Annotated in this window: 12 protein-coding genes; 7 read left to right on the top strand and 5 right to left on the bottom strand. The window is 46.6% G+C overall.

Annotated features, from left to right (window positions below; translation table 11 throughout):
- The first annotated feature begins 74 nt into the window (after nucleotides 1-74).
- On the top strand, nucleotides 75-902 hold the full coding sequence (locus GWI56_RS00360; RefSeq protein ID WP_173243092.1) for a cobalamin-binding protein: 828 nt from the start codon (nucleotides 75-77) through the stop codon (nucleotides 900-902).
- Between the two features lie 62 nt (nucleotides 903-964).
- Here the strand turns inward: GWI56_RS00360 and GWI56_RS00355 are convergent, their stop codons facing one another.
- Nucleotides 965-2,356 carry an NAD-dependent succinate-semialdehyde dehydrogenase gene (locus GWI56_RS00355; RefSeq protein ID WP_198571813.1) on the bottom strand — a complete coding sequence of 464 codons (1,392 nt, stop codon included), beginning with the start codon at nucleotides 2,354-2,356 and terminating at the stop codon, nucleotides 965-967.
- A 225-nt stretch (nucleotides 2,357-2,581) separates the two neighbouring features.
- A complete protein-coding gene (locus tag GWI56_RS00350; protein ID WP_198571812.1) occupies nucleotides 2,582-3,700 on the bottom strand; it encodes a glycerol dehydrogenase in 1,119 nt (372 codons plus the stop codon).
- A gap of 470 nt (nucleotides 3,701-4,170) precedes the next feature.
- Between GWI56_RS00350 and GWI56_RS00345 the strand changes: the two genes are divergently transcribed.
- From GWI56_RS00345 to GWI56_RS00335, 3 genes are all read left to right on the top strand, one after another.
- A complete protein-coding gene (locus GWI56_RS00345) occupies nucleotides 4,171-4,686 on the top strand; it encodes an ATP-binding protein (RefSeq protein WP_063883761.1) in 516 nt (171 codons plus the stop codon).
- A 58-nt stretch (nucleotides 4,687-4,744) separates the two neighbouring features.
- Entirely contained in the window at nucleotides 4,745-5,140 is a 396-nt protein-coding gene (locus GWI56_RS00340; RefSeq protein WP_198571811.1) for a GNAT family N-acetyltransferase, read from the top strand.
- Between the two features lie 92 nt (nucleotides 5,141-5,232).
- Nucleotides 5,233-5,616 carry an MAPEG family protein gene (locus tag GWI56_RS00335; RefSeq protein WP_198571810.1) on the top strand — a complete coding sequence of 128 codons (384 nt, stop codon included), beginning with the start codon at nucleotides 5,233-5,235 and terminating at the stop codon, nucleotides 5,614-5,616.
- 9 nt (nucleotides 5,617-5,625) lie between these two features.
- On the opposite strand, the gene GWI56_RS00330 is transcribed toward GWI56_RS00335, so the two are convergent.
- Entirely contained in the window at nucleotides 5,626-7,089 is a 1,464-nt protein-coding gene (locus GWI56_RS00330; protein ID WP_198571809.1) for a PLP-dependent aminotransferase family protein, read from the bottom strand.
- Nucleotides 7,090-7,206: 117 nt separating this feature from the next.
- Between GWI56_RS00330 and GWI56_RS00325 the strand changes: the two genes are divergently transcribed.
- Nucleotides 7,207-7,665: a GNAT family N-acetyltransferase gene (locus GWI56_RS00325; RefSeq protein WP_198571808.1), complete on the top strand. Its 459-nt coding sequence runs from the start codon at nucleotides 7,207-7,209 to the stop codon at nucleotides 7,663-7,665.
- A 127-nt stretch (nucleotides 7,666-7,792) separates the two neighbouring features.
- Here GWI56_RS00325 and GWI56_RS00320 read toward each other — a convergent pair whose 3' ends face one another.
- Nucleotides 7,793-8,860: a tartrate dehydrogenase gene (locus tag GWI56_RS00320; protein ID WP_198571807.1), complete on the bottom strand. Its 1,068-nt coding sequence runs from the start codon at nucleotides 8,858-8,860 to the stop codon at nucleotides 7,793-7,795.
- A gap of 96 nt (nucleotides 8,861-8,956) precedes the next feature.
- On the opposite strand from GWI56_RS00320, the gene GWI56_RS00315 reads away from it, so the two are divergent.
- Together GWI56_RS00315 and GWI56_RS00310 are read left to right on the top strand one after the other, a co-directional pair.
- Nucleotides 8,957-9,871: a LysR substrate-binding domain-containing protein gene (locus GWI56_RS00315; protein ID WP_198571806.1), complete on the top strand. Its 915-nt coding sequence runs from the start codon at nucleotides 8,957-8,959 to the stop codon at nucleotides 9,869-9,871.
- A 264-nt stretch (nucleotides 9,872-10,135) separates the two neighbouring features.
- On the top strand, nucleotides 10,136-11,278 hold the full coding sequence (locus tag GWI56_RS00310) for a glucosaminidase domain-containing protein (protein WP_242068322.1): 1,143 nt from the start codon (nucleotides 10,136-10,138) through the stop codon (nucleotides 11,276-11,278).
- A 203-nt stretch (nucleotides 11,279-11,481) separates the two neighbouring features.
- Here the strand turns inward: GWI56_RS00310 and GWI56_RS00305 are convergent, their stop codons facing one another.
- The gene (locus GWI56_RS00305) at nucleotides 11,482-13,536 is read right to left on the bottom strand and encodes a hypothetical protein (protein ID WP_198571805.1); all 2,055 of its coding nucleotides are present in this window, start codon (nucleotides 13,534-13,536) and stop codon (nucleotides 11,482-11,484) included.
- Between the last annotated feature and the right edge of the window lie 19 nt (nucleotides 13,537-13,555).

Below are 13,555 nucleotides of genomic sequence, written 5' to 3'. Positions count from 1 at the left end.
CTATAACCCCAAGTGACCTGAAGCTACTACGCCTGCATCTTCAGGCGGTTTGGGGATAAATACTAAGGCATATCATGATTAAGCGACACTTAGCTGGACTCGTTTTTGGGCTCAGTCTGTTTCTTCCCCATAGCGTATTGGCGCAGCCCGCTAAACGCATTATTGCGCTCTCGCCCCATGCTGTGGAAATGCTTTACGCCATAGGTGCGGGCGATACGATTGTGGCCGCAACCGATTATGCGGATTATCCCGAGGCGGCAAAAAATATCCCGCGTATTGGGGGTTACTATGGCATTCAAATGGAGCGGGTGATGGAGCTTAATCCCGATCTGATTGTGGTGTGGGATTCGGGTAATAAAGCCGAAGATATCAACCAGCTTAGGACGTTAGGATTTAACCTTTATGGTAGCGATCCTAAAACCTTAGAAGGCGTCGCCAAGGAGCTTGAAGAGTTAGGCCAACTTACGGGGCATGTTGAAGAAGCAAGCAAGGCTGCGGCCGCTTATCGCGCAGAGCTTATCCGATTGCGGGTTGAAAATGCTAAAAAATCAGAACCTAAGGTATTTTATCAACTCTGGTCTACCCCCTTGATGACAGTCTCTAAAAACAGTTGGATCCAACAGATCATCAGTGTGTGCCATGGACAAAATGTGTTTTACGATGCCGCCAGTGATTATCCGCAAGTCAGTTTAGAAAACGTCTTGCTGACCTTGCCCGAGGTGATTTTGCAGAGTGAAGAAGAAGGTAATGTGAAAGGGGTTGATTGGCGCCAATGGCCAGAAATTCCTGCCGTGAAGAAACAGCATATTTATCAACTCAATGCCGATTTATTACACCGCGCGACGCCCAGAGCTTTGCTTGGCGTTCAAGCCTTATGTGATGCCTTGGATAAAGCACGTTAAATAAAACGCCTGACAGATTATTCCGTCAGGCGTTTAGTCAGATGTTGCTATTTTCTAAGCGTTTAGAAAGGCGCGTTGATGTCGACCACATTAATCAGCTTGTGGTTTACAAACTCTTTCAATCCTAAATCAATCAACTCGCGGCCATAACCTGAGCGACGCACGCCACCAAAGGGTAAGTCGGCCTTGACCATAGTTGGATGATTAACAAACATCATGCCTGTGGAAACCTGCTTAGCGACCGCCAGCCCGCGTTGGGTGTCGGCGGTAAACACTGAGCCACCCAGTCCAAAGGGCGAGTCATTGGCGATGGCAATCGCCGCTTGCTCATCTTTCACCCTGTGGATACTGGACACAGGGCCGAAGAATTCCCAATAGTAGGCTGGGTTATCTGGCGTCAGGTTTGTCAGTATTGTTGGCTGCACAAAGGCGCCTTGCTGCGGCACTTTAGGACCCACTTCGGTCGCGGTTGCGCCGTGTTTTACGGCATCACGGATCTTCTGCTTCAACTCATCGGCCGCGCCTTGGGAAGACAGCGGTGCCAGCGTAGTCGTCGAGTCCATAGGATCGCCGGCTTTTAGCGCTTCGATCCCCTTGATATAGCCTTTCATAAATTCATCGTAAATGGCTTCAACTAAGATCATCCGCTTAGATGATGTACAGACCTGTCCCGCGTTCCAGTGACGGCCAAACACAGCCCAGTCGATAGTTTTAGGCAGATCGGCATCTTCAAGTACGATAAAGGCATCTGCGCCACCCAGTTCTAGCGTGGACTTTTTCAGTGCCTTACCCGCCAGAGCGGCAATGATCGATCCCGCATCTTCTGATCCCGTGAGCGCAACACCATGCACTTTGGGCGAATTGATGATCTGTTCTATCTGCTCTCGGGTGGCATACAGATTTTGGAATGCACCTGAGGGCAGTCCGGCATCGCGCATTAAGCCTTCAAAGGCCGCTGCGCACTGGGGCACGTTGGATGCATGTTTGAGTAGTAAGGTATTTCCGGCTGCAAGCTGCGGCGCTAAGATGCGCGCAATTTGGTAGTAGGGAAAGTTCCAAGGTTCGATAGCCAATAATACGCCCAGCGGTTCGTTAACCAGTATTGCTTCACCTTCGGCGGGATCGGCAACCGGCAGTTTTTGCGGTGCCAGCAGTCGCTCGGCATGTTCGGCGTAGTATTCGAAAATTTGCGCCGACAGTTCGACTTCAGCTTCGGCTTCTGCTGTGACTTTGCCCATTTCTAAGGTCAGTAGATTGGCGTATTTGGACTTGTTGTCTCTGAGGATCTTCGCCGCCTTAGACAGTATTGCGGCCTTGTCGGCAAAGGGAGTGGTTCGCCAGCTTAAAAATGCCTGATGGGCGGATTCTATCGCTTGTGTGACTTCGGTATCTGTTGCATTTGGAAATTCTTTAATGAGCTTTCCCGTAAAGGGATTGGTTGTTGCATAAGCCATATGTGCCTCCAAGCGTTTAACAAATAGAGCGTAAATGCCAGCTTTGGCATCGAGGGTGGAAATGTCTTGTTTGTTGTGGACTTCCTTGCCATTGATTATGTGGCAAGGAACCCTAGGATGAACGGTAAACTCGCGTGGCAGTAGGAACTATCTAGGAGTAATTAATCAATTAAATCAAATTTATAGTTGATCCATGCCTACGGTATACACGTCATGTTGTTACGGTTAACAAGCTTCAGCTGTTTTATAGCGTTCAGCCATGGCATTGGCGGCTATCATGGCTTGATAGACATCATCTGCGGTTAATTTCATCGGCATATTGCCCATAGTATCGTCCTCAGCACAGGCTATCTCAGCCACTTTGCGCCATTCGGTCTCGATAAAGGTTTTCAGCCCTAAATCTGCGAGTGTGAGCGGCAGTCCCGCGGTTTTGATAATGCGGATAACGTTATCGATTTCGGCTTTTGGGGCATTTTCGAGCACGAGCTGAGTTAGCAGCCCAAAGACGACTTTCTCGCCGTGCTGAGCTTTATGTAAGTCTGCCACCGCTGACATACCATTGTTTACGGCATGGGCGGCGGCTAACCCGCCTGCTTCTGCACCAACACCACTGAGATAGATGGTGGCTTCAATGGTTTGCTCTAGCGCAGGTGTGACTATTTTGTTTTTAACGGCGTCCATAGCAGCTTCAACATTTTCAGTCAGTAACTGATAACAAAGTTGGGCCAATCCCAGCCCTGTGCGGGAAGGCTTTTTCAGGACTAGGTTGACGCCATCTGATTGATAGCAGGCACGAGCTTCAAAATAGGTTGCCAGTGCATCGCCTATGCCTGCCGCAAAAAATCGGGCCGGAGCCGCGGCGATAATGGCAGTGTCGGCAACGACAGCATCTGGGTTCTGTGGCAGAAACAGATAGCGTTCAAACTCACCTGTTTCGGAGTAGATCACTGCAAGTGCAGTACAAGGCGCATCGGTTGAAGCAATTGTGGGGTACAAGATGACAGGCCGTTTTTGATAGAAAGCGACGGCTTTGGCGGCATCTAAGGTTTTTCCACCGCCAACTCCAACAATAACGTTGGTATGATGCTGTTCTGCCAGCACGCCTAAGCGCTTTATCTCGGCTTCGCTGCACTCATAGTTGAATTTTTCGAGGTGGCTGCTGATCCCATTTTGATCTAGCCCAGCGACCGCTTCATTCTTCACGCGGCTGAGGATAAATTCATCGCAGATTATAAAAGCATTGTCACCAAAGTCCTTAACATAATCATGCATTTGAGCTAATAGGCCCTTGCCGATAATGAATTTTTTAGGGGAAGTGACGGTACGTGGAACGACAGTGCTCATAGAGCCTCCTTTGCACTTATGACGGTTATCCTTTCATTCTTACCCTAGCATACGCCTAAATTAATGTCATAGCATGAATGGTGGTAATGTTTTTATTGCTAAGCGTAAATTACTGCTTTAGTGCTTAATTGTTAGATTAATAATGTGGTTTATTGTTTTATTATTCGAGTTAAATGCTTTGGTTTGTCCCTGGTTTAAGGAAAGGATAGGGCTCAGAGAGCGAGGCGATCTAAGCGGGCGAAGAGATGTCAGATCTCAAAAAAGCTAACGGTGGATTGTGCGAATAACGGTAAACGTCTGCTGTCTAAACACTGCATAGTCATTAATCTAATGGGATTTTATTACCTTAAACTCGTCCCAAGTCTTGCTCGGTGTTCATGCTTTATGTGATGCTCTGTACAGTCGTTCATTGGTGTCATAGCGAGTGAAATCGTCGGCTGAGATAAAAGACCAGTAATCAAGGAGTGAAGATGACACAGCAGAATGCGTTAGGACAATTGGTCAGTAAAGGTACGTTAATATTCTTTTGTGGCAAAATGGGCTCAGGTAAATCAACCTTATCGCGACAACTTTCTGAGGCCGAAAACTGTATTTTAATCTCGGAAGACGCATGGCTGGCGGCGCTATACCCCGATGAAATTAAAGATTTTGATACTTACTTGAGCTATTCCGCTCGCCTTAAGCCTTTGCTTAAAAAGCATGTGCAGGAACTGCTCTGTTCGGGTGTTTCTGTGGTCATGGATTTTCCCGCGAATACTATCAATCAGCGCCTGTGGTTTCGAAGCATTTTTACTGATTGCGCCGCCCATAAACTTATTTATCTTAATCACAGCGATGCGCTTTGTTTGAGTCAACTCGATAAACGCAGACAAAGCCACCCTGAGCGCGCCATGTTCGATACTGAGGCGATGTTCTGGCATGTGAGCGGTTATTTTCAGCCGCCGACTCTGGATGAAGGCTTTGAGCTTGAGGTGATAGAAAGCTAAATAGTTGAAAGCCAAGTGACTGAAAGCAAGTGACTGAATAAAAACAATAGGGAATATCATGTACCAAGTGCTTGAAGGCGTTGTTTCTGCCAATGATTTTGTTCGCCTACGACAGATTTCTGGCTTAAGCCCTAGACCATTGGAGGGTGCCATCAAGGCCTTGCCAAGGAGTTTATATGGCGTGCAAATCAAGCTCGCCGAGCAGACTGTGGGTATGGGGCGTGTGGTTGGTGACGGCGCGCTCAACTTCGAAATTGTCGATATTGCAGTGGATCCTGAGCATCAAGGTAAGGGATTAGGGCGGCTTATTATGCAGCACATCATGGCTTATTTAGATCGTCAGGCTTTTGAGGGCGCGTATATTACCCTGATGGCGGATGTGCCTGAACTCTATGAAAAGTTTGGCTTTAAATTTAGTCGTCCCGCAAGTGAAGGCATGTATATGGTGAAATAACGCCGCTAACCAATACACTTGTAACTTAGGCACTTGTAGCTGTAGAACTCAAACAGTAGAACTTAAAACAACAATCAAAGGAAGATTACCCCATGAATACCTTACTTATTTGCTTATTTGTCGCCATGTTATTGCCATATCTTGCGAAAGGTCCAGTGGCTTGGGCTATGGCAAAGGCGGGTGGATACGATAATAATCATCCCCGTGCTCAGCAAGCACAGCTAACCGGTTTTGGCGCTCGCGCTTTAGCGGGACATCAAAATGCCTTTGAATCATTGCTGGTGTTTGGCCTAGCCGTATTAGTGGTGATTGCTACCGGCAAAGTGAATCCCACCACTGAGTGGCTCGCCATCGTCCATGTAGGCGCCCGCTTTGTGTATCACATCCTCTATCTTGCCAACAAAGGCACCTTAAGATCCCTCACATGGTTTGTTGCCATCTTCAGTGCTTTCGGGATTTTATTTCAGGCTTTTTAAGCTTGGATATTAAAGGACCTGCGCCAGTTTTTTGATACTTTCCCGCAGATCATCAGGCGTATGAGCGGCATAGCCCAGTAAGATAGCTTGCCTTGGATAGGGCGCTTGGCAATATCGAGACAAAGGCTGTGCCCCCAAACGTATTTGGCGGCATTTGTTGATCACTTCCTCTTCGGTCAAGTCGCCCTTCAGCCAACACACGAGGTGAATACCTGAGTCTGAGGTTTGAACGGACAATTTTTCGGGCAGATACTGCTCAATTGCCGCAATTAACGCCGCTTGGCGCGCTAAGCAGGCTTTTCGCACTCGGCGAACATGCCGCGCGTAATGTCCTTCGGCGATAAACAACGCTAATGTTGCTTGCTCTAGGTGAGCCGTGTGCGTATCGGCATAATATTTTGCCAACTGGAAAGCCTGTACCAGTTTAGGGGGGACCACTAAAAAGCCGAGTCGCAATTCGGGCAGCAGCATCTTGGAAAAGGTGCCAGCGTAGATCACCCTTTGATGTTTATCGAGCCCCTGTAATGCCTGTATCGGACGGGCGCTATAACGAAACTCACTGTTATAGTCATCTTCTAAAATCCACTTATTCTGCTCAGCGGCCCAATCGAGTAAGGCCAATCGTCGTGGCAGACTTAGCATACCGCCGAGGGGAAATTGGTGTGAGGGCGCGGTAAAAGCCAGTTTCACTGAGGGCCACCGCTGGATCGCATCGGCAATATTTGTGCCCTCATCATCAACACTCACAGGACGAACCCGCATATTTTGCGAGAGAAAAGCGCCTAAAGCCCCGTCATACCCAGGTTCATCAAGCCAGACTTCATCTCCCTGTTGGAGTAGTACCTGCGCTGTGAGGTTAATGGCCTGCTGAGTTCCATTGATTATGATGATCTGCTCAGGTGTGCAATTGAGGCCGCGGGTCGAACGCGCATAGTCACTTATCGCCTCACGCAGCGGAAAATACCCCGCGCTATGGTTTGATTTACCTAAGGTTTTACGCGATTTCCGCCAAACTCGGCCTAACAGCCGCCCCCAAAGTTGGTGCGGGAAAAGATCGACACATCCGACGCCAATATTAAACATGCTATGGCTGTGGTCCGTATTTCCCTTCGCTTTCAGTCGCGCCATTTCTATTAACTGTGGATTAATTTCTAATTCGGAATCAAAGGCTTGAGCGCTTTCTCTGGCACGGTTTGGAATATCGATCAATTCATCGGGAATGGTATCTGACACATAAGTGCCCGATCCCGGTTTAGTCAGCAGATAGCCTTCATCAATCAGGCGCTCAAACCCTTGCAGTACTGAGTTACGTGAAATCTGCATGGTTTCCGACAAGGCTCTGCTGGATGGGAGCTTCATTCGCGGGTGTAAACGTCCATCAAGAATGGCCTCTCTAAACGCATGATAAAGCTGATCTTTGAGGATGCCATCTTTGAGTTGCAAGTGAGGGAAATTGGATTGAGGTTTTTTCATTTGCTAACTGGTACTGTGAAAAATACAAAAAGTGTACCTTATGCGGTACCACAATTGAATCTAGAATCTTGCTTCAGTAAAACTGAGACCATTTACTTAATTTCAAGGAGTGCGCTAATGTCCAGCCAATCACTAACAGTGACCATTGATATGGTTAAAGAAACGGACTATTTACTCTGGTTACCACACTGGCGTGATTACCAGACTTTTTACAAAGTGGCGTTATCAGAAGCGACCACCCAAGCCACGTGGCGCCGATTCTTCGATGACCAAGAACCCATTTATTGCGCCGTTGCAAGAGAGGGCCAAAACTTACTCGGTTTTGTGCACTATGTTTTCCATTGTTCTACTTGGGCCGAAACGGATTATTGTTATCTTGAAGACTTGTTTGTTGCCCCAACGGCAAGGGGTCAACATGTTGGAAAACAATTGATTGAGTATGTAAAGCAAGCGGCCATTGAACACAACTGCGCGCGCCTGTACTGGCATACACAGGAAACAAATTTAACCGCGCAAAAACTCTATAACTGGATTGGTGAAAAACCGGGAGTCATTGAGTACAGAATGCCGCTGTAAGGAGGGGACTTTAATAAATACATTAACTGCTCAGCTTTTTAATACTTTATTATCAGTGGCTTGATAGTCTAACGCCCTTTCAATCCTAATGCTAAAGGGCTTTTAGCATTAGGTTTTAATGCACGTTTTAATTGCGACTAATCGCAGCGATCACTGTATCGGTCAGTTCCCGAGTATTCGCCGTTCCGCCCATATCGCGAGTTAAAGACTGCTTATCTTTCAATACGTTTTCTATCGCGCTGAGTATCAGGTCGTGCATTGCGCTATAACCTAAATGTTGCATCATCATAGCGCCAGCCCAAATTGTGCCTAAAGGATTGGCAATACCTTGGCCTGCAATATCCGGCGCCGAACCATGTACCGGCTCAAACATCGACGGAAATTCCTTGCTTGGATTGATGTTCGCCGAAGGGGCAATGGCGATAGTGCCAGTGCACGCAGGGCCAAGATCAGACAGGATATCGCCAAACAAATTTGAGCCAACAACCACGTCAAAATGCTCAGGTTTCAGTACGAAATTTGCCGTCAGAATATCGATATGATATTGGTCGACCTTAACATTGGGATACTGTTTTGCCATTTCCACGACGCGACTATCCCAATAGGGCATAGAGTGAAATATGCCATTGGATTTAGTCGCCGAGGTTAAGTGCTTTGCTTTGCGGCTTTGGGCTAAATCGAAGGCATATTTTAAGATGCGGTCTGTTCCACGACGGGTAAAAATGCTTTGCTGGGAGACTATTTCATGTTCAGTGCCTTCATATTGAATGCCGCCGACGGCGGAATATTCGCCTTCCACGTTTTCACGTACTACATAAAAATCGATATCGCCGGGCTTTTTACCCGCGAGTGGGCAGGGCACGCCTTCGAATAGTCTAATAGGCCTAAGGTTCACGTATTGCTCAAAGGCTCTGCGGATCGGCAGTAGTAATCCCCAGAGTGAAATATGGTCGGGAACTCCTGGAAATCCAACAGCGCCTAAGTAGATGGCATCAAAGGATTTTAGTTGCTTAAGTCCATCCTCTGGCATCATGCGACCGGTTTTATGGTAGGTTTCACAGGACCAGTCGAAGTAGGTCCACTCAAACGCCACACCTAAGATTTTTCCTGCGGCTTCGAGTGTGCGTATCCCTTCGGGGATCACTTCAGTACCTATGCCATCTCCGGCAATTACGGCGATTTTTACCTTAGACATCTTCGACTCCAATAGGGGATTCTGCGTTTTTTGTATGTTATTCCATATTCGTATCGTGTATGAATAGGCTAAATGTTTTGTTAAGGATTACGAATCGTGAGCCAACTGCCGCCACTTGAAGATTTACGAGTCTTTGTTATCGCCGCTACAAGCGGGGGATTTACAGCCGCTGCGGAGCAATTATCTTTTTCTCCAGCGTATGTGAGTAAACGCATTGGCCTATTAGAAAAAGCGCTCGGAGTGCGCTTGTTTCTGCGTTCTGCCAGAAGTGTCAGTCTCACCTTAGAGGGCAAGATTGCCTTGGAATGGTCCGAACGTTTGCTCGATACCATGGAGCAAATGAGCCTTGAAATTAGCTTAGAGCAGCAAGTGCCACGGGGGCGATTACGTATCGCAACTAGCACAGGATTTGGCAGCCACTGTATTGCGCCGATTATTTCAGACCTCGTGTTCCACTATCCCGAATTAGAAGTTGATTTAGAGTTGCTCGACCGCCCGGTCGATCTGGTCTCTGAAGGTTTTGATCTGGAGATCCGTGTCGGTGGCGAATTGCCACCGCAAATGATAGCTAAGTGTCTTGCGAGTAATTATCGGGTATTGGCGGCATCGCCGACCTATATCGACACGCATGGCATGCCAAAAAATCTCGCGGCATTAGCCGAGCATAAGTGCATAGGGATCCGCGAGCGCGATCAAAACCATAGAGTGTGGCGATTGGAAAGTGCGGCTGGCATAGCCTCGGTTGATTTAGCGGCTTCCTTGATGACCAACAATGGCACAGTCGCTAAGCAGTGGTGCCTTAAAGGCCACGGTATTATGTTGCGCTCCATCTGGGATTTACAGCAAGATTTCTTAAGTGGCACATTAGTCAGAGTACTCCCCGAGTATCATCAATCCGCTGAAATTCATGTAATTTATGCTTCACGATTAGAAACGTCTGCCAAACTTCGCACCTGCGTCGCCTATCTTGAAGAGGCATTACCTCGTTTTGCTGGCACTGGAATAAGTTGATTTTATTTCGCCAATCTCTATTGGCGAGTGAACGCCCGCTATTTTCATATTGAGTTTAAATAAATCAAGGTGTTGGATTTAATTGCTGACATTGGGTCAAGAGGCGGCCAAGAAGGCGCTTGTCCTATTCTCCTTAAAAAAATGATCGTAATAGGTCATTTTGTATATCTATTAAGCAAACAGTCAGGTTTTTACTGTTACCTTACGCCCCCGATGTATTGGCTTATCCCATTGCTACCGTTTTACCTCAGTTAAAGAGATACCATGTTTATAAAGTTTAAGCTTCCCGTTGCTATGCTCGCACTCATTGCTTTGTCTGTTTTATGCTCTTCGGTGTATGTGCAAGAAACGCTAGCGACTAAGCTGATTTCAAATAGGCTGCCAGTTGATGCTCTTGGTTTTCAGTCTCAGACGGCTTCCAATCCTTTAGTTGCCAGTCAGAGTGCTCTGCATCATATGCAGAGTTTGCCAAAACTGATGACGACTTCCTTGGTGCAAGCGAATCAAGGTGCTGTTGCAAATCCAACGGTTGCTGAACATTTCTCATCCTCCAAAATACTTGAGCAGTCATCCTTAGACAATCCAGAGGCTAAACAACTGAGTCTGAATATCAGTTCTCTCGATGAACTCATGGGCTTGTTTGACTCGCTTAATTACACGCCAGAAAGCTTTCGTGATGGTAATAAATCGGTCCCTAGATTGACCTTTGATGCCGTGGGAGAGGGCTGGAGTTCAGTGTCAAGCCAACTCCCGGTGAAGCAAAAGAAAATGGTGTTTCTTAGAATGATTGCCCCTTTAGTCTTATTGGCGAATGAGAAAATTTTACAAGAAAGACAGGTCATTATGTCTGCCCCCCTCGATGATATTGCGTTATTAGCCTTAGGGGTAAAGTACAAAGTAATAAGCAGTGAAGATAAACCGCTGTTAGAAGCCCAAAGACAAATGCTACTTGAAAGGGTGGATATCCTGCCGCCATCGTTAGTGTTAGCTCAAGCGGCAAAAGAAAGCGGTTGGGGCACATCGCGATTTGCCCGTGAAGGTAATGCATTATTTGGGCAGTGGGATTTCAAGGGTAATGGTATGGAACCTAGGCAGAAGCGCCAAGGTTTAGGCAATTATGGTTTAGCACGATTCGATACACCATTTGCTTCGGTGGAAGGGTATTTGTTGAATTTGAATACCCATAATGCATATCAGAAGATGCGAGATTTTCGTGCCCAATCAAGACAAGCTAATCAAGCTGTGACAGGGTCTGCACTTGCAGGGACGTTAGACCGATATTCGGAGCGTGGGCACGCCTATGTTAAGGCGATTCGTCAGATGATCCGTACCAATAAGCTATATCTGGTGGATGATATTTATTTAAGTGATGACGCGCCATTACATCTATTAACAAGAACAAACTAAGTGATTGGTAAAATAACCATTTTCACTTAGCCTGAATAAATCGCACTTTAATTAGGCTTCTATAGGTCAATTTAATCAAGGGCATCCGCATTACCCTATATCCCAATTTTAAACTTTGCCTTTTTGCTGGTAATTGTCTTCAAGGTTTTGAGTTAACCATTAGGATAAAAGGATAAGCAGTGCCTGATGTTCGATATTAATGGTTACCTTTCTGTAATCGCATAACTGCCATCTGTGTTATAGCGGATGATAAACCCCTTTTTGTCACCATCGTGGTAATACTTCAGGGACAGTAATCGCTCCTTGTTATCGATCTCATATGTCCAGCCACGTTGCTCATTGTCGCTGTAATTGGACAGTGAATAACCGCCATCCTTCTTGTAGCGGATGCTGATTTGACTGTCTTGCCCCTGTTCATTATTTTGCAGCTTTTGGACATGCCCCTCTTCATCGAATTCATATTCTTTGATGAGGTTGCCATGATGGTAGTCAGAAAATTTGTATAATTTTCCTTTACTATCATAATAATATTGTTCCCCATGCTTAATCGATGGCGTATTTCTAAAGGGGGGATTCAGTATGTCCTTACAGTCATTGCTATAGGGATTTTCTCGCATTATGCACTCGTCTTGAGAGGGCTTGACGGGCAAGGTTTCGTCATATTCATAATGACTTAACTCCATAAGCCTATGATTGTGGTTAGGATCAAATATCGCCTGCATGCCATGGTATTCACCTTTGCGATAGTGTCTAATGCCACTGGCAACATCCTGTGCTGAGTACCAAATACTCTGGCCATCGAGCAGGCCCTGCTTATAATGCTTATTGGCAAAGAGCACATTTTCATCGCTGATTAGTTTTTCTTCACCTTCGCGTAATCCATTGAGATAAGTCACTTCGATCCGTGATTTCTTGTCAGTTTTAAATACCCAAGGGCCAGTGCGCTTGCCATCAAGGTAAGCCCCGTTACCCACATAGTTGCGGTATTCGCCAAGCGAGACTTTATCTACCCAAGGGCCATGTTTAATGCCGTTTTGATAGTGACCTTTATTGCCATTGCTCTCAAGCCACTCACCGTCTTTGACGCCGTTGCGATAAATGCCTTTTTCAGACAATCGCTTATCACCTGTGTCTCCGCCATATTCGGGCTCATAGATTTCACAGGGGCCATCGAGCACTCCTTGATTATAATGGGCAAAACCGTAGTTATCTGCCTCATCGAACATGGACTGTGCAATCCATTTACCTTGCTTTTTACCGTCAAGATATTCACCTTCCCAATAGCTTGCTTGGCCGTCAGCCTCAATCCATTTACCGACTTTTTTGCCTTGTTTGTACTGACCATTCAACATGATATTGGCATTACGGTTATCGTAGGCGATATAGGGGCCATCGAGCAGACCTTGGGCATAATGACTTTCAAGCGCAAGTCCAGCCCAAGATCCACCGAGATTCATGTAATCATAAGCTGGGCCCGTTTTTGGGATCTCACCCTCACCGCTGTTTAGCCAGTCCACATCATCGGCTTCAAAGACAACGCTCACCAACACAAAACTGCCCTGTTGTTCGCGATAATCATTGCGATAAAAGTGGGTCACTAAACTGTATTGATGCTCGCGGCCTTGGGCATCTTTATCTTTGCGGGTGAGGGGGTAACGTAATTTATATTCATCCGCGGTTTTCACATCGGCGGGTAAACCTTTAGCATTGCGATAGCCGATTAAGGTTGGTTTGAGCTTGGTTGAACCATCGATAATTGCTTTAATGGCGGGATCTTCTATCGCCTCAACATCATAGGTCATGCGATATTGCTGCGGCGGAATTTGGTTTAACACTTTGCGGGTGTCGCTGACGGTAAATGACGATAACGTCGGGGCGACTTCATCCAGCACAACTTGAAGGCGTGGTAGCTTAGTGAGCTTTGAATCCTCAAAACCATAACCCCGTAAATGCTGACCATCAGCATCTTTAAGCATGACCACGACTTCTTTGTCGCCACCCTTATCAAAGTCATAGTAAAAAACGGCCACAATTTCAGCCGCACCATAATCATCAAGATGTACGCCGGGCGCATCGCCGTCGGACATTTCGCTCCACACTTGATTGTCTTTTTGGTGAAAATTAAGCCATTGGCCATTCGGTAAATCGACAGTGGGATGGACGGCTTTGCTCGCAGCGCTTGCCGCAGGAATAACCGTTAAAGAGGATAACAACATCATGCCCGCTGCAGTGAATAAACTGCGAATCGAAAGTTCCATTTAACTACACCTTTTACAC

It is taken from the genome of Shewanella sp. DW31, assembly GCF_015767295.1.
In the GTDB taxonomy this organism is placed as follows: Bacteria; Pseudomonadota; Gammaproteobacteria; order Enterobacterales; family Shewanellaceae; genus Shewanella; species Shewanella oncorhynchi.
Note: the sequence above shows the minus strand (reverse complement) of the source record. Positions and strands in the feature narration are given on the sequence as shown.